We start from the raw sequence: 23674 nt of genomic DNA, 5'->3' as shown, positions 1-23674 counted from the left end.
CGGACCGGGCCGCCGTACCGCCTCAGCCCATGACAACGTCCAGCAAGGCGTCACCGACGACCACGACCTCGTACGGCCGGTCCGTGTCCGCCGTGACCCGGAGCGTGCCGCTCTCGCGGACCAGTTCGTACGTGGCGGCCGGGGCGCCCGTGAGGCCGGGGACCGTCACCGTGCGGGTGAAGTCGCCCAGGCCCTCGGGGGCGAAAACCCGCAGCTGAAGGTCCTGCGTCCAGTCGCCGTCGGGGCGCGAGACGTCCGCGCCGAGCGGCAGGACCGCGCCGGGGCGGACCAGGAGCGGGAGGCTGTCGAAGCCGTGGGTGCCGCGGTGCCAGGCGGGTCCCGTGACGGTCCCGCCGGTCAGGAAGTGGGTCCAGGTGCCCTCGGGGACGTAGTACTCGACCTGGCCGTCCTCGCTGAAGACCGGCGCCACGAGGAGGTCGGGGCCCAGCAGGTACTGGCGGTCCACCGTGCGGGTGGCCGGGTCGTCGGGGAACTCCAGCAGCATCGGGCGCATGGTCGGGACGCCGGTGCGGTGGGCCTCGACGGCCGCGCCGTACAGGTAGGGCATCAGCCGGTGCTTCAGTTCGGTGAACTGCCTGGCGACCGCGACCGCCTCGTCGCCGAACTCCCACGGCACCCGGTAGGACGAGGAGCCGTGCAGGCGGCTGTGCGAGGAGAGCAGGCCGAAGGCGAGCCAGCGCTTGAAGACCGCCGGGTCGGGCGTGCCCTCGAAGCCGCCGATGTCGTGGCTCCAGAAGCCGAAGCCGGAGAGCGAGAGGGAAAGTCCGCCGCGCAACGACTCTGCCATCGCGCCGAAGGAGGACCAGCAGTCGCCGCCCCAGTGGACGGGGAACTGCTGGCCGCCGGCGGTGGCGGAACGCGCGAACAGGACCGCTTCCCCCTGGCCGCGCTCCTTCTCCAGGAGTTCGAAGACGGCCTTGTTGTACAGGTGCGTGTAGTAGTTGTGCATCCGCTCCTGGTCGGAGCCGTCGTGCCAGACGACATCGGTGGGGATGCGCTCGCCGAAGTCCGTCTTGAAGCCGTCGACACCCTGGTCGAGGAGGGTCTTCAGCTTGCCCTGGAACCAGGCGGTGGCCTCGGGGTCGGTGAAGTCGACCAGCGCCATGCCGGCCTGCCATTTGTCCCACTGCCAGATGTCGCCCTCGGGGGTGCGCACGAAGTAGCCCTTCTCCGCGCCCTCGGCGTACAGGGCGCTCTTCTGCGCGATGTACGGGTTGATCCAGACGCAGATCCTCAGGCCCTTCTCCTTGAGCCGGGCGAGCATGCCGACCGGGTCGGGGAAGGTGTCCGGGTCCCATTCGAAGTCGCACCACTGGTACTCGCGCATCCAGAAGCAGTCGAAGTGGAAGACGGAGAGCGGGATGCCGCGCTCGGACATGCCGTCCACGAAGGAGGTGACGGTCTCCTCGTCGTAGTCGGTGGTGAACGAGGTGGTGAGCCAGAGGCCGAAGGACCAGGCCGGCGGGAGGGCAGGGCGGCCGGTGAGCGCGGTGTAGCGGGTGAGGACGTCCTTGGGCGTGGGGCCGGCGACGACGAAGTACTCCAGGACCTGGTCCTGGACGCTGAACTGCACCTGGCCGACGGCCTCGGAGCCGACCTCGAAGGAGACCTTGCCCGGGTGGTTGACGAAGACGCCGTAGCCGCGCGACGACAGGTAGAACGGGACGTTCTTGTAGGCCTGTTCGGTGTTGGTGCCGCCGTCCGCCTGCCACATGTCGACGACCTGGCCGTTCTTGACGTACGGGGTGAACCGCTCGCCGAGACCGTGGATCGTCTCGCCGACGCCGAGCGCGAGCTGCGCGAGCATGTGGTGGCCGCCGCCCCCCGTCGTGGCGAAGGCGGTGCCCTTGCGCCCGGCGGCGGTCAGCAGGCGGCCGTCGGCGTCCAGGAACTCCAGGCCGAAGTCGCCCCCGGTGGGCAGCCGGAGGGTGAGCGGGCCGCTGGTGAGCTCGGCGGCCGTCCCGTCGTCGCGGGTGGTGGCCGCGGTGTCCCCGGCGGCGCCGGGCAGCACGAAGTCGGGGCCGGGGCGGCGTCTGCCCGCGAGGTGGGTGACGCGGACACCGATGACGCCCTCGGCGGGGGCGAACGCCTCCACCGTGATCAGCGGTGCGTTGAGCGTGTCACCGCGCCGCGTCACACGCTTGACGGCCGCGTGGGCGGTGAGCCGGTCGGCGTCGAGCCGCAGGTCGCGGAGTTCGGTGGCGTACGAGGCGTCCACACCGTCTCGCATCTGCCAGAAGCCGTCGGTGAACTTCATGGGGGTCTTCCTTAGCCGGTACGGGGGCGTTCGGGCTGCGTCGTCAGGAGTGGGTGGACGGGCCGGCGCTACCGGGCCGTGCTGCTGATCCCAGTTTTGATCGTACACAAAACAAATATTCTTCGAAGCGCTTCGACAATCCATGGTCACGGAGTTGGACCGGCCCAGGCCGAGGCTCGATGCCGCGCATCACGCTCCCGAATTACCTCTGCGTGACGGGCCTGTCACAAGGATGGTCTAGAAACAAACGCCGGTATGGCGTATTAGTACTGCCAGCAAACAAATCGGTCGGGCGGCGGCGCAGCTGTCCGGGCATGTCGACAAGAGGCAGCAGTATGTCGAACCGCTTCACCCCCACCCCCGCCGACAGGTTCACCTTCGGGCTCTGGACCGTCGGCTGGCGCGGCAACGACCCCTTCGGTGACGCCACCCGCCCCGCCCTGGACCCGGTCGAGTCCGTCGAGCGACTCGCGGAACTCGGCGCGCACGGTGTGACGTTCCACGACGACGACCTGATCCCGTTCGGCTCGACGGACTCCGAGCGGGCCGCACTCGTCACCCGCTTCAAGGACGCTCTGGACCGCACCGGTCTCAAGGTGCCGATGGCGACGACGAACCTGTTCACGCATCCGGTGTTCAAGGACGGCGGGTTCACGTCCAACGACCGTGACGTGCGCCGGTTCGCGCTGCGCAAGGTGATCCGCAACATCGATCTGGCCGTCGAGCTGGGCGCCGAGACGTATGTGGCCTGGGGTGGCCGTGAGGGTGCGGAGTCCGGTGGTGCGAAGGACATCCGGCTCGCGCTGGACCGGATGAAGGAGGCGTTCGACCTGCTCGGCGAGTACGTGACCGAGCAGGGCTACGGTCTCCGCTTTGCCATCGAGCCCAAGCCGAACGAGCCGCGCGGCGACATCCTGCTGCCGACCGTCGGGCACGCGCTGGCCTTCATCGAGCGCCTGGAGCGCCCCGAGCTGTACGGCGTGAACCCCGAGGTCGGCCACGAGCAGATGGCCGGGCTCAACTTCGCCCACGGCATCGCGCAGGCGCTGTGGGCGGACAAGCTCTTCCACATCGACCTCAACGGCCAGTCCGGCATCAAGTACGACCAGGACCTCCGCTTCGGCGCCGGCGACCTGCGCCAGGCCTTCTGGCTCGTCGACCTGCTGGAGAGCTCGGAGTTCAGCGGCCCGCTGCACTTCGACTTCAAGCCGGTGCGCACCGACGGCATCGACGGGGTCTGGGAGTCCGCGAAGAACTGCATGCGCAACTACCTGATCCTCAAGGAGCGCGCCCTGGCGTTCCGCTCCGACCCTGCCGTCAAGGAGGCGCTGGCCGCCTCCCGGCTGGACGAGCTCGCGCGGCCCACCGCCGCGGACGGTGTGGCCGGGCTGCTGGCCGACCGCACCGCCTACGAGGAGTTCGACGTGACCGCGGCGGCCGAGCGCTCGATGGCGTTCGAGGCCCTGGACCAGCTCGCCATGGAGCACCTGCTCGGCGTCAGCTGACGCCCCCGGGGTGTCCGGCCACCACCGCCGGGCACCCCTTCGTACCCCTCCCACGCAAGGGCACCCTCGTGACAGCAGCTCCCCCGGACGGCCTGCGCCACCGGCGCCGTCGTCCCCACCGGCGGGTCATCGTTCCGCTGACCGTCGTCTGCGCACTGACCGGCGGCGCGGTCCTGTCCGGCTGCGGACAGCAGCGGGACCCGGACGTGTACACCGTCATGAACTCGTCGACCGACGAGTCCTACCACCGCTGGGACGCCCAGACGCTGGCCCGGTGCGGCAAGCGGCTCGGGGTGGCCATCGAGCAGCAGAGCGTCCCGGCCGCCCAGGTGATGACGAAGGCCCTGCGGATGGCGTCCTCGAAGTCGCTGCCCGACGTCCTCCAGCTGGACGCCTCCGAGATGCCGACGTTCGCCGAAGCCGGCGGCCTGATCCCGCTGAAGGAGCTCGGCCTGACCACCACCGACATCCCCCGGGGAATCGTCGACTTCGGCTCGTACGAAGGGACTTACTACGGCGCGGCGCGCACGGTGAACACCCTGGCGCTGTTCTACGACAAGGACACCCTCGACAAGGCCGGCCTGAAGGTGCCCACCACCTGGGCCGAGATGCGCTCGACCGCGAAGAAGCTCACCCGGGGCAAGCGGTACGGGCTGGCGCTCAGTGCGGGCGGCGCGGAGGACGGCGTCTTTCAGTTCACCCCGTTCATGTGGTCCAACGGCGGCGACGAGACGAAGCTCGACAGCCCGCAGGTGGCCGGGGCGCTGGACTACTGGAAGGACCTGCTGAAGGACCGTTCGCTGTCCAAGTCGACGGTCAACTGGACCCAGGCCGATGTGAACGACCAGTTCATGGCCGGCAACGCCGCCATGATGATCAACGGCCCGTGGCAGGTCGAAACCCTCAACACCAAGAAGGCGCTGCACTGGGGCATGGCCGAGATCCCGGTCCCGAAGGCCGGGGACGACTCGGTCGGTCCGCTGGGCGGCGGGATCCTGACCGTGCCCAACACCGGTGACAGCGCCCGGCAGAAGATGTCGGCGAAGATCATCGGCTGTATGTCGGGCGAGCAGGAACAGATCACCTACGCGCTCAACAGCTGGATGGTCCCGGCCAACAAGAAGGCCGCCGCCGTGTGGCGCGAGAAGGTCCCGGAGCTGGCCGCCCTCTCCGACCAGGTCGCCACCGCCCGCTCGCGCACCGCGAAGCTCGGCGCGGGCTGGTCGTCCGTCTCCCTCGCGCTGCAGAGCGCCTTCCAGTCCGCCCTCACCGGCGAGTCGAGCGAGGCCGCCCTCAAGCGCGCCCAGCAGCGCGCCACGAGCGGGAACTGAGGTACACGAATGTCGACCACCACCGCCTCCGCAGCCGCCGGTCCGGCGCTCCCCGCCACGAAGGCCGCGAAGGCAGCGAAGCCGCCGAACCCGGCGCGCACCCGCCTTCGCAGGCGCCTGGCCCAGTGGGGCTTCATCGCCCCCGCCGTGATCTTCATGGCGCTCTTCTTCGGCTATCCGCTCGTCCGCAACATCGTGATGAGCTTCCAGGACTACTCACCGTCCACGTTCTTCACGGGCAGCTCCCCGTTCAACGGCACGGCCAACTGGAGCGGCGTCTTCAACGACGAGCTGTTCGGCAAGGCCCTGTGGCACACCATCCTGTTCACCGTCGGCTCGCTGATCGGGCAGTTCTGCATCGGTCTGGGCCTCGCGGTGTTCTTCAGCCGCCGCTTCCCGCTGAACGGGATCCTGCGGTCGCTGATCCTGCTGCCGTGGCTGGTCCCGATGGTCGTCTCCGGTGTCGTCTGGCGGCGCATCCTCGACCAGGACACCGGCGTCCTCAACTCCTTCCTGGGCACGATCGGCCTCGGCGGCGACACCCCGTGGCTGACCAGCACGGGCATGGCGCTGTTCTCGGTGGTCCTGGTGAACATCTGGATCGGCATCCCGTTCAACATGGTGATCCTCTACGGCGGCCTCCAGGAGGTCCCCAGGGAGCTGTACGAGGCCGCCTCCCTCGACGGCGCCTCGGCCTGGCGGGCCTTCCGCTCGATCACCCTGCCGATGCTGCGGCCCGTCATCACCGTCGTCCTGGTGCTCGGCTTCATGTCGACGGTGAAGGTCCTCGACCTGATCCTCGCCCTCACCGACGGCGGCCCCGCCGACTCCACCCAGACGCTCGGCACGCTCACGTACCAGAACTCCTTCGTCCAGCTGGACTTCGGAGCGGGCGCGGTGGTCGGCAACATCCTGATCCTGATCTCCGCCGTCTTCGCGGTGTTCTACCTGCGGGCCAACCGCAACGAGGGGAAGTGACCGGCATGGCGAGCACTGCGCGTACCCCCGCCGCCCCCACGCGGGCCACCGGCCGGCCGAAGCGGCGCTGGGGCGCCACGGTCTTCGGCGTCGTGGTGCTGTGCGTGATGCTGTTCCCGCTGTACTGGATGGTGAACACCGCGCTCCAGCCCGAGTCCGGACTGCTTGAGGTCGACCCCTTCCCGCACAGCCTGGACCTGTCGGGCTTCCGCTCGGCCGTCACCGACCAGGGCCGCAACCTGCTGACCTCGCTGGCCGTCGCGCTCGGTGCGGTGGTCATCTGCCTGGCCGTCTCGGCGCCCGCCGCCTACGGCCTCGCCCAGTTCAGGCTGCGCGGCACCAGGACGATCGTCTTCGGCACCCTGATCACCCAGATGGTGCCGGGCATCGTCGTCGCCAACGCCCTGTACAGCGCCTACGTGGACATGGGCCTGGTCAACTCCTACGCCGGACTGATGCTGGCCGACGCCTCGCTCGGCATCCCGTTCGCGATCGTACTGATGCGCTCCTTCATGGTGGCCATCCCGCGCGAGGTCATCGAGGCGGCCGAGGTGGACGGTGCGGGACGCCTGCGCACCTTCGTGCGGGTCGTGCTGCCGATGAGCCGCAACTCCCTGATCACGGCCGGGCTGTTCTCGTTCCTCTACGCGTGGAGCGACTTCATGTTCGCGCTGACGCTGAACACCACGGACGACGTCAAGCCGATCACGCTGGGCATCTACCAGTACATCGGCGCCCATGTGGGCGACTGGGGCTCCGTCATGGCGGCGTCCGTGCTGTCGGCGATCCCGGCGGCGGTCCTGCTCGTCCTGTCGCAGAAGTACATCGCCGCCGGGATCACCGGCGGCTCGGTCAAGTAAGGACTGCGTTCCCATGAGTGAGTTCCCCGTGTTCCCGCCCGGCTTCGTCTTCGGGGCGGCCACGGCCTCGTACCAGATCGAGGGCGCCGTCCGGGAGGACGGCCGCGGCCCGTCCATCTGGGACACCTACAGCCACACGCCCGGGAAGACCGACGGCGGTGACACCGGTGACGTCGCCTGCGACCACTACCACCGCTACCCCGAGGACGTGGCGCTGCTGCGCGAACTGGGCGTGGACTCCTACCGCTTCTCCGTCGCCTGGTCACGGATCCAGCCGGACGGCAGCGGCGCGGTCAACCCGAAGGGACTGGACTTCTACTCCCGGCTCGTCGACTCGCTCCTCGAAGCGGGCATCGAACCGGCCGCCACCCTCTACCACTGGGACCTGCCCCAGGCGCTGGAGGACCGGGGCGGCTGGCGGGTGCGCGAGACCGCGGAGCGCTTCGGGGAGTACGCCGGGATCATGGCCGAGCACCTGGGCGACCGGGTGCCGCGCTGGATCACCCTCAACGAGCCGTGGTGCAGCGCGTTCCTGGGCTACTCGGTGGGCCGGCACGCGCCCGGCGCGAAGGAGGGGCGGGGCGCGATGGCCGCCGCGCACCACCTGCTGGTCGGCCACGGCCTGGCGATGAGGGAGCTGCGGGCGGCCGGGGTGCGCGAGGCGGGCATCACGCTCAACCTCGACCGCAACGTCCCGGCCACCGGCTCGGACGCCGACCTGGCCGCCGTCGTCCGCGCCGACACCCAGCACAACCTGGTGTGGACGGAGCCGATCCTCGCGGGCCGCTACCCGGCCACCGAGGAGGAGACCTGGGGCGAGCTGATCACCGCGCAGGACTTCCGCCACGAGGGCGACCTGGAGCTCATCTCCCGGCCGCTGGACTTCCTCGGCATCAACTACTACCGCCCCATCGTGGTCGCGGACGCCCCGCACCGCGAGGCCGACCCGGCGCTGCGGGTCGCCACCGACAACCGCTACAGCGAGGGCAGCTACCCCGGCGTGCGCCGGACGGCGATGGGCTGGCCGGTCGTGCCGGAGTCCTTCACCAAGCTGCTGACCGCGCTGAAGGAGACCTACGGCGACGCGCTGCCGCCGGTGCACATCACGGAGAACGGCTCGGCGGAGTCCGACACCGTGGACGCCGACGGCTCGGTGCACGACGCGGACCGCGTCGGCTATCTCCGTACCCATCTGACGGCGCTGCGGGCGGCGATGGACGCGGGCGTGGAGGTCAGGGGCTACTACGTCTGGTCGCTGCTGGACAACTTCGAGTGGGCGCTCGGGTACGCGAAGCGGTTCGGGATCATCCGGGTCGACTACGACACCCAGGAACGCACCCCGAAGGACAGCTACCACTGGTACCAGGAGCTGATCGCGGCCCACCGGAAGTAACCGCGTCAGCGGTACAACACCGTGTTCGCCCCCGGTGACCTCGACCTGGACGGCATCGCGGACCTGGTCGCCCGCAACGCCAAGGGTGAGCTCTACCTGTACAAGGGCACCGGCAGGGCCGCCGCCCGGTACAAGCCCACGGCGATCAACCGCACCCCCGGGCACCGGAGGTGCGGTCCGCCGGTGCGCGGGCCTCGGGGTACCTCGGGCGCCACGGCCCTGACACCATGGCCGGATGGCTGAGGGAACAGGGATACGGGTGCTCGTGGTGGACGACGAGCCCGCCATCCTCGACGTGCTGGCGACGTCCCTGCGGTTTCTGGGCTACGAGGTGCGGGAGGCCGCGTGCGGCCGGGACGCGCTCGCCCGGGTACGGGAGGACTCCCCGCACCTGGTCCTGCTCGACGTGATGCTGCCGGACCTCGACGGTTTCGAGGTGGTACGCAGGCTGCGCGCCGGCGGATCACGGGTCCCGGTCGTCTTCCTCACCGCGCGCGAGAGCGGGGAGGACGTCGTCGGCGGCCTCGACCTGGGCGCGGACGACTACATCACCAAGCCGTTCCGGCTGGCGGAGGTGGCCGCCCGGGTGCGGGCCGTGCTGCGGCGCGGCGCGGAGAGCGCGGCCGCGCCGGGCACCGACGGTCTGCTGCACTGCGGCGACCTGGAGATGGACACCGCGGCCTACGAGGTGCGACGGGCGGGCCGGCCGGTGGAGCTGTCACCCACCGAGTACCGGCTCCTGCACCACCTGCTGCTCAACACCGGGCGGGTGCTGACGCGCGAGCAGCTGCTGGCCCACGTCTGGGAGCACGGGGACGGGGATGCCGGTGTCCTGAAGACCTACATCTCCTACCTGCGCCGCAAGCTGGACGCCCTCGGGCCGCCGCTGATCGAGACGCGGCGCGGTGTCGGCTACATCCTGCGCGCCGCTCCGGACGCGCGATGACGGCACGGCGGCTGCTGCCCCGTTCGCTGCGCGGCCGGCTGCTGTGCACGCTGCTCGTCCTGGCCACCGCCGTTCTGCTCGCGCTGGACGCCGTGCTGTACGGGTCGGTGCGGGGCTACCTCACCGACCGGACCGACACCTCGCTCCAGGCGGTGCACCGGCGCGTGATGACGCAGGTGCGCAAGGAACTGCCGCCCACCCGCGGGCTCGCCGGCAGCGCGCGCATGCTGGGTACGTCCGAGTACTACCTGGAGATCATCCAGCCCGACGGGGTCCACCGGGACCTGGTGCCCGGCCTCCGCGACCCCGACGACCCACCGCCCCGGGTCCCCGACCCGCCGCTCCGGGCGGCGGACGGACCGGTGACCGTGCCCTCCGTGACGCCGGACGGGCCGGAGTACCGGCTGCTGACCCACGCGCTGCCCGACCGGCGCGGCACTCTGGTCGTCGCCGTGCCGATGACGCAGGCGCGGGGCACGCTGGACCGGCTGCTGCTCGCGGAGGCCGTGGGCACGTGTGCGGGCATCGCGCTGCTCGCCGCCGCAGGTCTGGTGGTCCTGCGGCGCGGCCTGCGCCCCCTGGAGTCGATGGCCCGCGACGCCGACGCGATCGCGGCGGGACAGGGCGACCGCCGGGTGCGGCCCGCCGACGAGGAGAGCGAGGTCGGACGGCTCGGCCTCGCCCTGAACACGATGCTGGACGGGCAGGAGGACGCGCACGCCCGGCTGCGGCGGTTCGTCGCGGACGCCTCCCACGAACTGCGGACACCGCTCACCGCGGTGCTCGGCTACGCCGACCTGCACCACCAGGGCGTCCTCGACGACGCCGGGCGGCGGGAGCACGTGATGGAGGGCATCACGCACGAGGCGCTGCGGATGCGACGGCTGGTCGACGACCTGCTGACGCTGGCCAGGCTGGACGCGTCCCCGGGCACCCGGGACGCTTCCCCGGGCACCCGCCGGGAACCGGTCCGCCTCGCGGAGGTCGTCCGGGCCGCGGCGGCCTCGGCCCGGGTGGTGGGTCCGGGGCACGCGCCGGAGCTGTCCGTCCCCGGCGGCGGACCGGTCGTGACCGGCGACGGGGACCAGCTCCGCAGACTTGTCGACAATCTGCTGGCGAACGTCCGGGTGCACACCCCGGCCGGCACCGCCGTCCGGATCGAGGTGAGCGAGGCGCCGGGAACGGCGGTCCTCACGGTCGCCGACGACGGCCCCGGAATCCCGGCCGAGGCACTCCCCCGGGTGCTGGACCGCTTCTACCGTGCCGCCGGGACCCACAGCGGGGGCGGGAGCGGGCTCGGCCTCGCGATCGTCGCCGCGGTCGCCGCCTCGCACGGCGGCGCGGTGGAGGTGGCGAGCCCGCCCGGCGGTTCGGGCACCACCGTGCGGGTGGTCCTCCCCGCGGCGCCGGGCTGAGCGCGGCTCAGAGGAAGCCGAGGGTCCGGTCGTGGCCGGCCAGGATCCGCGCCGGGTCGCTGTCGAGGACCTTGTGCAGAAGGGTGGCGTAGACGTCGCGGAAGTCCGTCGTCGTGGCCAGGTCGCCGTCGGTGAGGTGCGTCAGGCTCGGCTGGTCGCCGTAGAACCCGCCGTGCACCGGGTCGCCGAGCACGAACACCGGGCCGGACGTGCCGTGATCGGTGCCCTGGTTGCCGTTCGCCCGCAGCGTGCGGCCGAATTCGGAGTACACCGCGACGACCACCCGCCGGCCGCCCCCGGCGGACCGCACTCGTTCCAGGAAGGCCGTCAGGTCGTGGTCGAGTTGGCCCAGCAGCCGTGACTGGGTGCTCTTCTCCGCGGCATGGGTGTCGAAGCCTCCCAGGCTGACGCTGTAGGCCCGGGTCCTGGCACCCGCGGTGATCGCACGGGCCACGACGTCGAGTTGCGCGCCGAGTTCGCCCTGTCCTCCCGCGGACGCGCCCTGGTTCTCGTCCTCGTCCCCGTCCGCAGGTGCTCCGGGGTCCTCGGCCGTCGTGCCGGGGCCGGGAGTCGCGCTCCCGGACTTCGTGGGCTTGCCCTTCTTTCCGCCGGCCTCTCCTGACGCGCCGTCGTGGGGGAACGCCGCGTCGATCTTGGGGAGATCGCCCAGCGAGGACGCCGCGCGGGCGAGCAGCGGATGGCTCCCCTCGGGTGCGCGGGACAGTTCCGTGCAGGTCCGGAGCCAGGCGTCCGGCACGCCCGCGGCGCCGAGCCGCACGGCCGCCCCGGCGGTCTTCTCACCGGCGAGCAGCGGCGGCAGCGTCGCCCCGACGGAGACGGCCCGCAGCGGATCGGCGGTGCCGAAGGTGTCCAGCCACCGGCCGAGCCACCCCGACGGCACTGGGCTGCCCGGCGAACCGGTCTGCCAGATGGACATCGACCGGAAGTGGCTGTGGTCGGGGCGCGGGTAGGACACTCCGCGCACCACGGCCAGCTTCTTGTCGTCCCAGAGCTTCTTGAAGCCCTTCAGGCCCGGGTTGAGGCCCAGCCCCTCGCCCAGCGGCAGCACCTCGTCCTCGCTGTAGGCGAGGTCGCCGCGGGCGTCCTGGTAGGCGTGGTCGGCCGCCGGCACGACGGTGTTGAGGCCGTCGTTGCCGCCGTACAGCGTCACCAGGACGAGCACCGGGGTATCGGAGGAACCGGCCTCCTCACCGTTCGCGGCGAGGAGTTCGTGCACGCCGTAGGCGGTGCCCCCCGCGACGAGGGCGGCGGCACCCGCCACTCCGCTCGTGACGAGGAACCTGCGTCGGGTCAAGGTGTCCACGGTTGTCTCCTTCAGGCCAGGACGAGGTACTCGGGGGCGGTCAGCGCGATGGCCGTGACCCGGTGCGGATCGCGCGCCGCGGCGGTCAGCACCCCGGAGGTCGAGGCACCCCAGGCCGGGACGCCGAGCTTGCGGGCGAGCAGTGCGGGCCGGTCCTTCACCGAGGCGTGCTCGACGTCCGTCAGGTCGGCCCGGTGCACGAGGCTCTGCGCGAAGGCGATGCGCACCTGGGCGGCCGCGCCGGTCAGCCACGCCGCGCCGGCCGGCCAGCCGCCCACGCTGGGCGGCGCGAACGGCGTCTGGCCAAGGCCTTCCAGGGTGCGCAGCAGCTTGGTCCGCGCCGGCGCGGGCAGTTTCGAGGGCCGGACGCCGAGCGCCCGGTGCGCGCCGACGACGTACTCCACGGGCTGTTTGGCCAGGACGCTGCCGGGGTCGGCGAACACCGGGTCCGTCAGCATCGCCCGGATCATCGCGGTCGCGTCACGCCCCTTCCCGTACGCGGCGGTGATGCGCGCCAGGCTCTCCTTCGAGGGCGGCGCTGCGGTGACGACCCGGCCCCAGAACCGGGTGGCGAGGTACGCGGCGGAGTCGGGAACGTCGACGAGGTGGTCGATCAGGGAGGCCGCGGTGAACTCCTTGGTCGCCCCGACGACCGTGTGCGGGCCGGAGGCGTGCCGGTCCGGGTGGAAGCGGGCCCGCCAGCCGTCCGGGTCCTTGCGGTCGACGGTCCACCCGGTCAGGGCGGCCGCCGCCTGGCTCACGTCCTGCTCCGTGTAGTGGCCGACGCCGAGCACGAAGAGTTCCATGAGCTCCCGGCCCAGGTTCTCGTTGGGCTCGTCGGCCGTGCTGCCGGGGGCGTCCAGCCAGACCATCAGGGCCGGGTCCCGGACCATGGCGCGGGCCAGCGTACGGAAGTCGCCGCCGCCGAGGCGCCGCAGCGTCTCGTTCTGGACGAGCATGGCGGAGCCGGACTTCACCTTCTGTACGGAGGTGGCCCAGTGGTTGTGCCAGAGCAGGGTGCGCTTCTCCGCCCACGGCCGCTCGGCGGCGACCATGCGGTCGAGCCACCACAGGGCGATGTCCTGCCGCTGCTCGCGCACGGCGGACCGGAAGGCCTTCTTGGCGTCCTCGTCCGCCTTGTCGCTTCCCGGCGCGCCGGTGCTCTTGCCGTCCTCGCCGTTCTTCCCCTTCTTCTGCTTCCCGCCGGCCTTCCGGCGCGGCAGCGGATCGAGACGGGGCTGCGGGGTGGCGGCGGCACCGGCGTCGTCGCCGGGGGCCAGGACACGGTCCAGTGTGGCCGCGAATCCCGCCTTCTCCGCCGCCTCGACGGCTTCCGGCGCGGCGTCGAAGCCGGTGCGCTGCAGAAGGCGCATGACGTGTGCTCTGGTGTCCAGTGGCCGTCCCATGCGCCCACCGTGCGCCGCCGGGGTGGGACCGGCGTATGCGCAGGGTGTGAGTTCGGTGGGAACCTGCGGGGCGCATCGCCCGGCCGGACCGCCCCCGGCCCTCGCAGGTGTGCGCGCTCCCCGGCCGCCCGGTCAGCACGCGGCGCCGGCTGCCGTCACACCTCGCCCGGCAGCCCGGTCAGGCGGGCCGATGCCTCCCAGAGCGCAGCGGCCGTCTCCATGTCCTGGGCGCGTGCGGACTTGACGGCGGGGGCCGGGGCGCCCCTGGTCTCGCCCAGGCGGCCGGGGCCGAAGTACGCACCGCCGACCGCCGCCGGCAGGGTGGCCGCGCACAGCACCGGGAGCGCGCCGACGGAGGCCGGCTGTGTGTACAGGCGGGAGAGCCGCTCCAGCCGGGCCGCCCAGGTGCGCCCGGCCAGCCGCGGGCCCGCCTGTCCCAGCTCCGTCGCCGACAGGCCCGGGTGCGCCGCCAGCGCGGTCAGGTCCCGGCCGGCGGCCCTGGCGCGCCGGTCGAGCTCCGCCGTGAACAGGAGGTTGGCGAGCTTGGACTGCGCGTAGGCACGCCACTTGTGGTAGCCGCGCTCGGCGTTGAGGTCGTCGAGGTCGATGCGGCCGATCCGGTGTGCCAGCGAGGAGAGCGTCACCACGCGTGCCGGTCCCTGGAGGCCGAGGACCGGCAGGAGCCGCTGGGTGAGGGCGAAGTGGCCGAGGTGGTTGGTGCCGAACTGCTTCTCGAAGCCGTCCGCGGTGCGCAGCGGCGGCAGCGCCATCACTCCCGCGTTGTTCACCAGCAGGTCGAGCCGCCCGTCGGTCTCCCGCGTGATCTGCTCGGCGGCCTCGGCGACCGAGGCCAGATCCGCGAGATCGAGGCGGACGAGCCGGGTGTCCGAACCGGGGCAGGCGCGGCGGACGGCCTCCAGAGCGTGCCGGCCGCGCCCGGGGTCCCGGCACGCGAGCACGGTACGGGCGCCGGCGCGCGCCAGGACGAGGGCCGTCACCGCTCCGATACCGCTGTTTGCGCCGGTGACCACGGCCGTCGTACCGGAGAGGTCGGGCATGTCGTCCAGGTTCCAGGAGTGCATGCGGCACACCTCCCCTGCGGCGGCCGTCGCACACCTGCGCTCCCCCGCGCACGCGGGAGGGCCGCACCCCCGTCGCCGGGGATGCGGCCCTCTCCTCGTACTGCCCGCCGGACCTACTTGCGGATCAGGCTGCGCAGCACGTACTGCAGGATGCCGCCGTTGCGGTAGTAGTCCGCCTCACCGGGAGTGTCGATGCGGACGACGCCGTCGAACTCCACACCGGTGTCGGTGGTGACCTTGACGGTGCGCGGGGTGGTGCCGTCGTTCAGCTCGGTCACGCCGGTGAAGGAGAAGGCCTCCTCGCCGGTGAGACCCAGGGTCTCGGCGGTCTGGCCCTCCGGGAACTGGAGCGGGAGGACGCCCATGCCGATGAGGTTCGAGCGGTGGATGCGCTCGTAGGACTCGGCGATGACGGCCTTGACGCCCAGGAGCGCGGTGCCCTTGGCCGCCCAGTCGCGGGACGAGCCGGAGCCGTACTCCTTGCCCGCCAGGATGGCCAGCGGGGTGCCGGCGGCCTGGTAGTTCTGCGAGGCGTCGTAGATGAAGGACACCGGGCCGTCGGCCTGGGTGAAGTCGCGGGTGAAGCCGCCCTCGGTGCCCGGCGCGATCTGGTTGCGCAGGCGGATGTTGGCGAACGTGCCGCGGATCATGACCTCGTGGTTGCCACGGCGCGAGCCGTAGGAGTTGAAGTCGCGGCGCTCGATGCCGTGCTCCGTGAGGTACTGGCCAGCCGGGGTGTCGGCCTTGATCGCACCGGCCGGGGAGATGTGGTCGGTGGTGACCGAGTCGCCCAGCTTGGCGAGGACGCGCGCGGCCGTGATGTCGGAGACCGGGGTGGTCTCCATCGTCATGCCCTCGAAGTAAGGGGGCTTACGGACGTAGGTGGACTCGGCGTCCCACTCGAAGGTGTTGCCGGTGGGGATCGAGAGCGCCTGCCACTGGGCGTCGCCCGCGAAGACGTCCTGGTAGGACTTGTTGAACATGTCCTCGCCGATGGAGTTGGCGACGACGTCGTTCACCTCGGCCTCGGTCGGCCAGATGTCGGCGAGGTAGACGGGCTTGCCGTCCTGGTCGACGCCGAGGGCGTCCTTGGTGATGTCGACCTTCATCGAACCGGCGATGGCGTACGCGACGACCAGCGGCGGGGACGCCAGGTAGTTCATCTTGACGTCGGGGTTGATCCGGCCCTCGAAGTTACGGTTGCCGGAGAGCACCGAGGTGACGGCCAGGTCGTGGTCGTTGACCGCCTTGGAGACCTCTTCCGGCAGCGGGCCGGAGTTGCCGATGCAGGTGGTGCAGCCGTAGCCGACGAGGTTGAAGCCGACCTTGTCGAGGTACGGGGTCAGGCCCGCCTTGTCGAAGTAGTCGGTGACGACCTTCGAACCCGGGGCGAGCGTGGTCTTGACCCACGGCTTGCGGGTCAGGCCCTTCTCGACGGCCTTCTTGGCGACGAGCGCCGCGGCGACCATCACGTACGGGTTCGAGGTGTTGGTGCAGGAGGTGATCGCGGCGACGGTGACGGCGCCGTGGTCGAGCTCGTACGAGGTGCCGTCGGGGGCGGTCACGGTGACCGGGTTCGACGGGACGCCGTTGGCGGCGGCCGGCGAGTCGGAGGCCGGGAAGGACTCCTTGCCCGCCTCCTCGTCGTCCGAGACGTAGTTGCGCACGTCCTGGGCGAACTGCGCCTTGGCGTTCGCGAGGACGATGCGGTCCTGCGGGCGCTTCGGGCCGGCGATGGAGGGGACGACCGTGGAGAGGTCGAGCTCCAGCTTCTCGGAGAAGTCGGGCTCGGCGGCCGGGTCGAGCCAGAGGCCCTGCTCCTTGGCGTACGCCTCGACGAGCGCGACCTGCTGGGCGTCGCGGCCGGTCAGGCGCAGGTACTTCAGCGTCTCGTCGTCGATCGGGAAGATCGCGGCGGTGGAGCCGAACTCCGGCGACATGTTGCCGATAGTGGCGCGGTTGGCGAGCGAGGTGGCGGCGACGCCCTCACCGTAGAACTCGACGAACTTGCCGACGACGCCGTGCTTGCGGAGCATCTCGGTGATGGTCAGCACGAGGTCGGTGGCGGTGGTGCCGGCCGGCAGCTCACCGGTCAGCTTGAAGCCGACGACGCGCGGGATGAGCATGGAGACCGGCTGGCCGAGCATCGCGGCCTCGGCCTCGATGCCGCCGACGCCCCAGCCCAGCACGCCCAGGCCGTTGACCATGGTGGTGTGCGAGTCGGTGCCGACGAGGGTGTCGGGGTACGCCTGGCCGCCGCGCACCATGACCGTGCGGGCCAGGTGCTCGATGTTGACCTGGTGGACGATGCCGGTGCCCGGGGGGACGACCTTGAACTCGTCGAAGGCGGTCTGGCCCCAGCGCAGGAACTGGTAGCGCTCCTTGTTGCGGCCGTACTCCAGCTCGACGTTCTGCGCGAACGCGTCGTTGGTGCCGAACTTGTCGGCGATGACGGAGTGGTCGATGACCAGCTCGGCCGGCGCGAGGGGGTTGATCTTGGTGGCGTCGCCGCCGAGCTCCTTGACGGCCTCACGCATGGTGGCGAGGTCCACGACACACGGCACACCGGTGAAGTCCTGCATGATCACGCGGGCCGGCGTGAACTGGATCTCCTGGCTGGGCTGAGCCTGGGAGTCCCAGCCACCGAGCGCCCGGATGTGGTCGGCGGTGATGTTCGCGCCGTCCTCCGTGCGGAGCAGGTTCTCCAGCAGCACCTTCAGGCTGTAGGGGAGGCGCGCGGAGCCCTCGACCTTGTCCAGCTTGAAGATCTCGTACGACTCGTCGCCCACGCGCAGCGTGCTGCGGGCGTCGAAGCTGTTCGCCGACACGACAGTCTCCTTCATCAATGTGCGCGTAACTCCGCGCCGCGCCTCACTGGGGCGGGCGCCGCGTGGTGCTGCCTACAGCCACTCCGACCATCCGCTAAGGTAAGGCTTAGTTAGGTAGCCCTTACCGCGCGGCGGCCCGCTGTGCGCCTTCGGCATATATCTCGATGTCGAGATAACTCTAGTACATCGCCGGGGAAGGGTCATGTCGGGGCTCGCCCGTTCGCAGCGCGCATGGGGTTGGGACGGCGGCAGCCTCGTCGCTTGGCTCCCTGCCGCGTTCACGTGACCTTCGGCGATTACTACAGCTCATCCAGCCGCCTGGTGACTGTGTCGAGTGCCGGCCAAGGAGGACCCTCGCGAAGCAAGCGCAGGCATTCCTCTCCGAACCACCTCCCGTTCGGGAACTGGTCGCCGAGCTCCCAACGCCACGCGGCGACCATCGCGATAACGAGCTGCCGACACTCGTCCAGCAGCCCCTGGTCAACGCCTGGGTAGTGCGCGCAGACCGCCTCCGGAACATGGGCGAGATCGAACTCGACGGGACCACGGCAGCACGTCTCAAGGTCGATGAACAACGGGCCGTTCTCCGTGCTGAGCACATTGCCCGGATGGGGCTCGCCGTGGAGCAGCTGCTCCACGGCGCCGCGGTCGTCGATCGCTCGTCGCAGGCTTGCCAGCCTGCCGCTGAGGAGCACGCGGTCCGCGCCGGTGAGCTCCGGCGAGCGATCCGGGTCGGCGACGACTTCCTCCGCCTCCGTAATCCGGTCCGTGAACCTCGGGCTCGGCACATCGGCCTTGCGCATACCGGCGTGCAGCTGCTCCAGCGCCCTGGCGTAGCCGACCGGCGAGGTGTGAGGTGTCACGGGCTCGCAGTAGGTCCACAGCGTCACCGCGAAGCCATCGCGTACGTACACTCGCGGGTCCGCCCGGGGCTCCAAGGGACACACCGGGCATCCGATCCTGGTGAGCCGCTGGGCGAGATCGACTTCGAACCGTGCAACCTCTTGTCCCACATGGGCGACCCGGGCGAAGACGTCGCACGGCGTCAGCCGCAGTGCCAGCTTGTTCGAGTTGTGAAGAACGGTTGCGTCGTCGGCCGGCAGGTCGAGCGATGCGGCGACCGAAGTCGCAGCCGCGATCGCACGCGTGACATCGGCCATATCCACCCTCGAATCTTGGCATGGATGAGCGAGGGCGATGCCGGCCAGGGGTGGCCGGGTGCCAACTGTCGTCGCTCGGCTCAGGGCGCGGCAGGACCGCTCGGCCTTCACTGCGACAGGTCGGCTCGCCTGTCGTCCCTGCCTCATCCCCGAGGAGGGGCGAGCTGTTCGCGCACCCACGCGGGATCGGGGTTGGTGTGCGGCAGCCCCGCGACGAAGACGGTCGGCACGGTCTCGTTGCCGTTGTTGACCGCCCTCACCGCCGCGGCTCCTTCCGGGTCGCGCCAGATGTTGACCCAGTGCATCCGGCCGGCGCCGCGGCCCAGCCGGATGCGCAGACGCATGCAGTACGCGCAGCCCGGCCGCCAGTAGACGACCGGCCGGCCGTCGGCGGCGCTGCGGCGCCGCGCCTCCCGGGCACCGGTCGACCTCGGGAAGATCAGGGGCGAGTGCAGGCCCGCGAGTGCCAGGAACACGAGCAGGAGTGCCACCGCCGTACCGGTGCTCCCCTCCAGGATCGACCCCGTCGCGACGGCTGAGCCACAGAGCAGGTAGAGCATCGGCAGGATCCAGGCGCGCATCATGGTGGAGCAGGCTACCGATGAGCCGAACCGCTCGCCGCAACAGGGGCTTTCGTCCGGGTCAGGGCTGCCGGAACACCACCTCGGGATACCTGGCGGAGGGACCGTCGAGGAGCGGCTGCCGGATGCCCCGCAGGTGCAGGTCGAAGAAGGCCGCGACGTAGTCACGGGTGATGTGCCACCCCTGCTCCGCGGACAGCGGCACGGAGGGGTCCGGCAGGCCGAGCTGATCGGCCAGGTACGGCAGGTCCGTGAAGGAGAAGTGCCCGGCGCCGGTCACGGTCAGCCAGCGCTTCCAGCCCGCCAGATGCTCCCAGGCCCCGGGCCAGTCGGTGCCCGCGCTGCCGGGGCTGTGCAGGGTCTCGGTGCCGAGCATCATGAAGGGGCGCCGCCCGAGCCCCGCCGCGGCGGGGCTCACGAAGAAGTCACCGTCGAGGTCGGCTCCCGCCCGGACGCGCCGGTCACCGGCCATGGTCGCCGCGGCGGCCGCGCCCCCGATCGAATGACCGGCCATGCCGATCCGGTGGGGGTCGATCGCCCCCGACAGCGCCCCCGCCTGCCGGCCGTTCGTCAGCTCGTCGATCACGAAGGACATGTCCCTGGCCCGGCCGCGCACGGCCTCGGCCTGTTCCTCGTCGGTGTCGACCCGCTCGCAGGCCACGCAGGTCAGCACGCGGCCGCCGGGGAACGCGGTGCCAGAGGATTCGTAGGCGTGGTCCACCGAGGCGACGACATAGCCGCGACTCGTCAGCTCGTCCGCGAGCGAGGTGAGGGTGGTGCGCGGCATCGAGAATCCCGGGGAGAGCAGCACCAGGGGGAAGCGTCCCCGGGCCGGGGAGGCCTTCTCCCGCTCGTAGGTGTCCGTCCGGGCAACCGTCTCCGGGGAGACGACGCCGTCGAGTCCCTGCGCCGCCAGGAGGAGCCGCGCCTCCTCGGCCGTCATGTACGCCACGGGCGAGCCACTCGCCGGGCGCGCCGGGTAGGTCACCGACACCATCAGTTCCCGGTGACCGGCCGCCGGCACCCATGGGTCCGCGCGGTGACGGTCGACCAGGTGCAGGGTGCGCCGCCCCACCGCGTACGGGCCGGTGGGGCGGGGCAGTTGCGGCGCGTCCGTGCGAGTGGACCAGGACGGGGTCCGGGCGCCGGGGGCCGGTGCCGCGCCCAGCAGCGGGAAGGACAGGGCGAGGGCAAGGAGCGCGGCAACACCGCTCCTGTGGAGTCCGGTTGTGATCATGTGCTCCACGCTAGGCAGCCCCGGACACCAACACATGGGACGACAGGGCGACTTGGGCGTACCTCTTCTGTCTGACTCCGGTCAGACCCGGGTATCACGACTGCGGCGCGGTCAGCCGCTCGAAGCCTTCGAAGGCCGGTCCGGCCGGTCGGCCGCCGGGATCTGCCGGTGCACGTCGTCCAGCAGGTTCCGCATCGCGAGGCGGAAGAGCTCGGCCTGGTGGTCACCCAGGAAGGCGGCGTGGCCGAACACCTCCAGGATGACAAGGCCGTTGAGGTGGCCCCACGCGCTCAGCAGGAGGGCGGTCGCGGGGGGCGGCAGGCGTCCCGGGCCGTAGTGCGGCAGGTTTTCCAGGTACGCCCGGAGCTCCGGCGAGAGCACGGGGGTCTCGGCGGCGGCGAGTTGCTCCCGGGTGAACCCGTCGAACATCTCGCGCTCGAAGATCGAGCTCATCCGGCGCATCGCCTGCGTCGTCGGCCCCTCGACCGGCGCCGCGTAGTCCCGCAGCGGCGTGCCGTAGAGCAGCTGGAAGCGCTCGGGGTGGGCGACGGCCCACCGGCGGTAGCCCTCGGCCGCGACCACCAGGCGCGGCAGGCCGGGGTCGTCCGGCGCGGTGTCGACGGCGGCCTGCACCGCGTCGGCCAGGTCGCCGTACGCCTTGGCGATGAGCTCCGTGACGAGGGCTTCCCTGCTCGGGAAGTAGTGGTAGAGCGCCTGCACGGTCATACCGAGGCCCCGGGCGACCGCGCGCAGGGACAGGGCGGCCGGACCGCTCTCGGCGATGCCGCGCTCGGCGGCGTCCAGGATCTCCCGGGTCGCGGCGGCCCGGCGGCGCTGGCGCAGGGTCGGCGGGGCCGTCACGTGTTCGTCGGCAGGCATGTGGCGACCGTACGGCGGCCAGTGCGCCCCGGGCAAGGGAAAGTTGCCGCCCGTGAAGAAAATCTAACACTGCCAAATCTTCTTGTTCCCCACTAACGTCATTCGTGGCGCTCCGCCGGGCAGCACACCGGCAGCACCCCCCTTGAACAACTCCGGTCGCTTCGGGCCGTTTTCGCCATATGAACACCTAAGGAGAAAGTGCGTGTTTGAACGCATAGCCGAACTGGCCATCCGCCGGCCCCGGTTGATACTCGTCGTCGCCGTCGTGGCTGTTGCCCTCATGGGCGTCCTGGGCTCCGGCGCGTTCGGCAAGTTGCTCGGGGGCGGCTACGACGACCCGGCCTCCCAGTCCACCCGGGCCGGAGAGGTCATCGACGAGAAGTTCGGCGGGGAGACGAACCTGGTCCTGCTGGTCCGCGCCGACGGGGGCCGCGTCGACTCCCCGGCCGCGCGGCAGAGCGGCCAAACCCTGCTGGCGAGCCTCAAGAAGGAGAAGAGCCTCGACAACGTGGTCTCGTTCTGGGACACGGGCAGCGCCGCCCTGCGCTCCGAGGACGGCCGCGAGGCCATGGTGCTCGCCCATGTGAAGGGGAACGGCACCGAGCGGGACGAGAACACCAAGGGCGTCATCGACGCCTACTCCGGGCCGTACAAGGACGTGCTCACGGTCCGGGCGGGCGGGGCCGCCGCCGTGACCAGCGAGATGGGGACGCAGTCGGGCAAGGACCTGCTGCTGGCCGAGGGCATCGCCGTACCGTTGACCCTGGTGCTGCTCCTGATCGTCTTCGGCAGCGCCGTGGCAGCTCTGCTGCCGCTGGTGATCGGGATCATCGCCATCGCGGGCACGTTCGCGGAGCTCTTCCTCCTCGGCAGCGTCACCGATGTCTCCGTCTTCGCGGTCAACCTGACCACGGCACTGGGGCTCGGCCTCGGCATCGACTACGCCCTGCTGATGATCAGCCGGTTCCGGGAACAGCTCGCGACGGGGGCGAGCGTGGACGACGCCGTCCGGCGGACGGTGAGCACCGCGGGCCGTACGGTCGCCTTCTCCGCCGCGACGGTGGCGGCCGCGCTCGCAGCCCTCCTGGTGTTCCCGCAGTACTTCCTGCGCTCGTTCGGCTACGCCGGGGTCGGGGTCGTCGCCATCGCGGCGTTCAGCACCCTGTTCGTCATGCCCGCCCTGTTCACCGTCCTGGGCCACCGGGTCAACAGCGGGCGGCTGCCGTGGTCGAACCCGGGCCGCTCCAGTGCCCGGGCCCCGATGTGGGGGCGGCTGGCCGGCACTGTCATGCGGCGGCCCGCGCTCACCGCGCTGCCGGTGCTCGCGGTCCTGCTGGTCGCGGCGAGCCCGCTCCTGGGCATCACCTTCGGCACACCGGACGAGCGCGTGCTGCCCTCGGGCGCCGAGAGCCGCCAGGTCTCGGCAGTCCTTCAGAAGAAGTTCGACGGCAACGACGACGCCGCCCTCCACGTCGTCATCGACTCCTCGGTGGGCAGGACCCCGCTGGGGTCGTACGCGGCCGGACTGTCCGGCCTCAAGGGCGTCGCCCGGGTCGAGACCAGCGCGGGAACGTACACCGGCGGACGGTCCACCGCCGCAGGCGATCCCTCGCTCGGCCGCCCCGACGCACAGCGCATCAACGTGGTGAGCGCCCTGGAACCGAAGTCGGACGAGTCCCAGGCCCTGGTCGGCGAGGTGCGGGCGCTCGCCCCGCCCGCCGGTTCGCAGGCGCTGGTGGGCGGCACCGACGCCGTACTCGTCGACGCCAAGGGCGCGATCGCCGACCGCCTGCCGATCGCGGTGGCCCTGGTCGTCCTCACCACGTTCCTGCTGCTCTTCCTGTTCACCGGCAGCATCGTGCAGCCGCTGCGTGCACTGGTGCTCAACCTGATCAGCCTGGGGGCGACCCTCGGCGTCATGACCTGGATCTTCCAGGACGGCCACCTCTCCTCCCTGCTCGGCTTCACCGCGCAGCCGATGGAGGTGTCCATGACCGTGCTGATGTTCTGCATCGCCTTCGGACTCTCCATGGACTACGAGGTCTTCGTCACCAGCCGCATCAAGGAACTCCACGACCTGGGCGAGGACAACGAGAGCGCCGTGACCAACGGCCTCGGGCACACGGGGCGCATCGTCAGCGCGGCCGCCTGTCTGCTGGCGGTGAGCTTCTTCGCCTTCGGCACGGCCGAGCTCAGCTTCATGCAGCTGTTCGGCCTGGGCAGCGGCCTCGCCATCCTCATCGACGCCGTCGCGGTACGCGGCATCCTGGTGCCCGCCGCGATGCGGCTGCTCGGCCGCGCGGCCTGGTACGCGCCCGGCTTCCTGCGCAGGGTCCACGGCCGGATCGGCCTCAGCGAGGGCGGCCCCGCCCCGGCACCCGCCGCCGAGCCGTCGTACGTGAAGGACGCGGCCCAGGTCTGACCACCCTGCGGCCCCGCTCGACGGAGTGTGCCCGTCTCCCCGTGACCGG

Annotated in this window: 18 protein-coding genes; 9 read left to right on the top strand and 9 right to left on the bottom strand. The window is 71.3% G+C overall.

Features of this window, described 5'->3' with window-relative positions:
* Positions 1 to 22: 22 nt before the first annotated feature.
* The gene (gene yicI / locus ACGFU6_RS10265) at positions 23 to 2278 is read right to left on the bottom strand and encodes an alpha-xylosidase (RefSeq protein WP_393609549.1); all 2256 of its coding nucleotides are present in this window, start codon (positions 2276 to 2278) and stop codon (positions 23 to 25) included.
* A 335-nt stretch (positions 2279 to 2613) separates the two neighbouring features.
* Between yicI and xylA the strand changes: the two genes are divergently transcribed.
* From xylA to ACGFU6_RS10225, 8 genes are all read left to right on the top strand, one after another.
* A complete protein-coding gene (gene xylA / locus ACGFU6_RS10260) occupies positions 2614 to 3783 on the top strand; it encodes a xylose isomerase (RefSeq protein WP_393609547.1) in 1170 nt (389 codons plus the stop codon).
* Between the two features lie 68 nt (positions 3784 to 3851).
* Positions 3852 to 5114 (top strand): ABC transporter substrate-binding protein, encoded by a 1263-nt coding sequence (locus tag ACGFU6_RS10255; RefSeq protein ID WP_393609545.1) that lies wholly within the window; start codon positions 3852 to 3854, stop codon positions 5112 to 5114.
* Between the two features lie 9 nt (positions 5115 to 5123).
* The gene (locus ACGFU6_RS10250; RefSeq protein ID WP_393609544.1) at positions 5124 to 6092 is read left to right on the top strand and encodes a carbohydrate ABC transporter permease; all 969 of its coding nucleotides are present in this window, start codon (positions 5124 to 5126) and stop codon (positions 6090 to 6092) included.
* A complete protein-coding gene (locus ACGFU6_RS10245; protein ID WP_393609542.1) occupies positions 6089 to 6952 on the top strand; it encodes a carbohydrate ABC transporter permease in 864 nt (287 codons plus the stop codon). Before ACGFU6_RS10250 ends, ACGFU6_RS10245 begins: the two co-directional genes overlap by 4 nt.
* Positions 6953 to 6965: 13 nt before the next feature.
* Complete coding sequence (locus ACGFU6_RS10240) at positions 6966 to 8345, top strand: GH1 family beta-glucosidase (RefSeq protein ID WP_393609541.1); 1380 nt, start codon at positions 6966 to 6968, stop codon at positions 8343 to 8345.
* Between the two features lie 21 nt (positions 8346 to 8366).
* Positions 8367 to 8588: a hypothetical protein gene (locus ACGFU6_RS10235; RefSeq protein WP_393609539.1), complete on the top strand. Its 222-nt coding sequence runs from the start codon at positions 8367 to 8369 to the stop codon at positions 8586 to 8588.
* Positions 8581 to 9291, top strand: a complete 711-nt coding sequence (locus tag ACGFU6_RS10230) for a response regulator transcription factor (RefSeq protein WP_393609537.1) — start codon at positions 8581 to 8583, stop codon at positions 9289 to 9291. The genes ACGFU6_RS10235 and ACGFU6_RS10230 overlap by 8 nt, the downstream gene beginning before the upstream one ends.
* Positions 9288 to 10706 (top strand): ATP-binding protein, encoded by a 1419-nt coding sequence (locus ACGFU6_RS10225; RefSeq protein WP_393609535.1) that lies wholly within the window; start codon positions 9288 to 9290, stop codon positions 10704 to 10706. The genes ACGFU6_RS10230 and ACGFU6_RS10225 overlap by 4 nt, the downstream gene beginning before the upstream one ends.
* Positions 10707 to 10713: 7 nt before the next feature.
* Here ACGFU6_RS10225 and ACGFU6_RS10220 read toward each other — a convergent pair whose 3' ends face one another.
* The 8 genes from ACGFU6_RS10220 to ACGFU6_RS10185 all read right to left on the bottom strand — a co-directional run bounded on the left by ACGFU6_RS10220 (position 10714) and on the right by ACGFU6_RS10185 (position 21203).
* A complete protein-coding gene (locus ACGFU6_RS10220; RefSeq protein ID WP_393609534.1) occupies positions 10714 to 12030 on the bottom strand; it encodes a DUF1501 domain-containing protein in 1317 nt (438 codons plus the stop codon).
* Between the two features lie 11 nt (positions 12031 to 12041).
* The gene (locus tag ACGFU6_RS10215; RefSeq protein ID WP_393609532.1) at positions 12042 to 13436 is read right to left on the bottom strand and encodes a DUF1800 family protein; all 1395 of its coding nucleotides are present in this window, start codon (positions 13434 to 13436) and stop codon (positions 12042 to 12044) included.
* A gap of 155 nt (positions 13437 to 13591) precedes the next feature.
* On the bottom strand, positions 13592 to 14518 hold the full coding sequence (locus ACGFU6_RS10210) for an oxidoreductase (RefSeq protein WP_393609530.1): 927 nt from the start codon (positions 14516 to 14518) through the stop codon (positions 13592 to 13594).
* 113 nt (positions 14519 to 14631) lie between these two features.
* Positions 14632 to 17346 (bottom strand): aconitate hydratase AcnA, encoded by a 2715-nt coding sequence (gene acnA, locus ACGFU6_RS10205; protein WP_393609528.1) that lies wholly within the window; start codon positions 17344 to 17346, stop codon positions 14632 to 14634.
* Positions 17347 to 17645: 299 nt separating this feature from the next.
* The gene (locus ACGFU6_RS10200; protein WP_393609746.1) at positions 17646 to 18506 is read right to left on the bottom strand and encodes a phosphotransferase enzyme family protein; all 861 of its coding nucleotides are present in this window, start codon (positions 18504 to 18506) and stop codon (positions 17646 to 17648) included.
* Positions 18507 to 18649: 143 nt separating this feature from the next.
* Positions 18650 to 19090 carry a glutaredoxin domain-containing protein gene (locus ACGFU6_RS10195; protein ID WP_393609526.1) on the bottom strand — a complete coding sequence of 147 codons (441 nt, stop codon included), beginning with the start codon at positions 19088 to 19090 and terminating at the stop codon, positions 18650 to 18652.
* Between the two features lie 58 nt (positions 19091 to 19148).
* On the bottom strand, positions 19149 to 20324 hold the full coding sequence (locus tag ACGFU6_RS10190; protein WP_393609524.1) for an alpha/beta hydrolase family protein: 1176 nt from the start codon (positions 20322 to 20324) through the stop codon (positions 19149 to 19151).
* Positions 20325 to 20435: 111 nt separating this feature from the next.
* The gene (locus tag ACGFU6_RS10185) at positions 20436 to 21203 is read right to left on the bottom strand and encodes a TetR/AcrR family transcriptional regulator (protein WP_393609522.1); all 768 of its coding nucleotides are present in this window, start codon (positions 21201 to 21203) and stop codon (positions 20436 to 20438) included.
* A gap of 202 nt (positions 21204 to 21405) precedes the next feature.
* Here ACGFU6_RS10185 and ACGFU6_RS10180 point away from each other — a divergent pair, with 202 nt between their 5' ends.
* Entirely contained in the window at positions 21406 to 23625 is a 2220-nt protein-coding gene (locus ACGFU6_RS10180; RefSeq protein ID WP_393609521.1) for an MMPL family transporter, read from the top strand.
* Positions 23626 to 23674: the final 49 nt, after the last annotated feature.

The sequence above is a fragment of the Streptomyces sp. NPDC048462 genome (genome assembly GCF_043200175.1).
Classification (GTDB): domain Bacteria; phylum Actinomycetota; class Actinomycetes; order Streptomycetales; family Streptomycetaceae; genus Streptomyces.
This window is presented reverse-complemented; position numbering and strand designations above follow the sequence as displayed.

Bases quoted from the DNA above. Each gene is read 5' to 3' on its own strand.
- yicI (WP_393609549.1), bottom strand. From the start codon at position 2,278: ATGAAGTTCACCGACGGCTTCTGGCAGATGCGAGACGGTGTGGACGCC.
- xylA (WP_393609547.1), top strand. From the start codon at position 2,614: ATGTCGAACCGCTTCACCCCCACCCCCGCCGACAGGTTCACCTTCGGG.
- ACGFU6_RS10250 (WP_393609544.1), top strand. From the start codon at position 5,124: ATGTCGACCACCACCGCCTCCGCAGCCGCCGGTCCGGCGCTCCCCGCC.
- ACGFU6_RS10240 (WP_393609541.1), top strand. From the start codon at position 6,966: ATGAGTGAGTTCCCCGTGTTCCCGCCCGGCTTCGTCTTCGGGGCGGCC.
- ACGFU6_RS10230 (WP_393609537.1), top strand. From the start codon at position 8,581: ATGGCTGAGGGAACAGGGATACGGGTGCTCGTGGTGGACGACGAGCCC.
- ACGFU6_RS10225 (WP_393609535.1), top strand. From the start codon at position 9,288: ATGACGGCACGGCGGCTGCTGCCCCGTTCGCTGCGCGGCCGGCTGCTG.
- ACGFU6_RS10215 (WP_393609532.1), bottom strand. From the start codon at position 13,436: ATGGGACGGCCACTGGACACCAGAGCACACGTCATGCGCCTTCTGCAG.
- ACGFU6_RS10210 (WP_393609530.1), bottom strand. From the start codon at position 14,518: ATGCACTCCTGGAACCTGGACGACATGCCCGACCTCTCCGGTACGACG.
- ACGFU6_RS10200 (WP_393609746.1), bottom strand. From the start codon at position 18,506: ATGGCCGATGTCACGCGTGCGATCGCGGCTGCGACTTCGGTCGCCGCA.
- ACGFU6_RS10195 (WP_393609526.1), bottom strand. From the start codon at position 19,090: ATGATGCGCGCCTGGATCCTGCCGATGCTCTACCTGCTCTGTGGCTCA.
- ACGFU6_RS10190 (WP_393609524.1), bottom strand. From the start codon at position 20,324: ATGATCACAACCGGACTCCACAGGAGCGGTGTTGCCGCGCTCCTTGCC.
- ACGFU6_RS10185 (WP_393609522.1), bottom strand. From the start codon at position 21,203: ATGCCTGCCGACGAACACGTGACGGCCCCGCCGACCCTGCGCCAGCGC.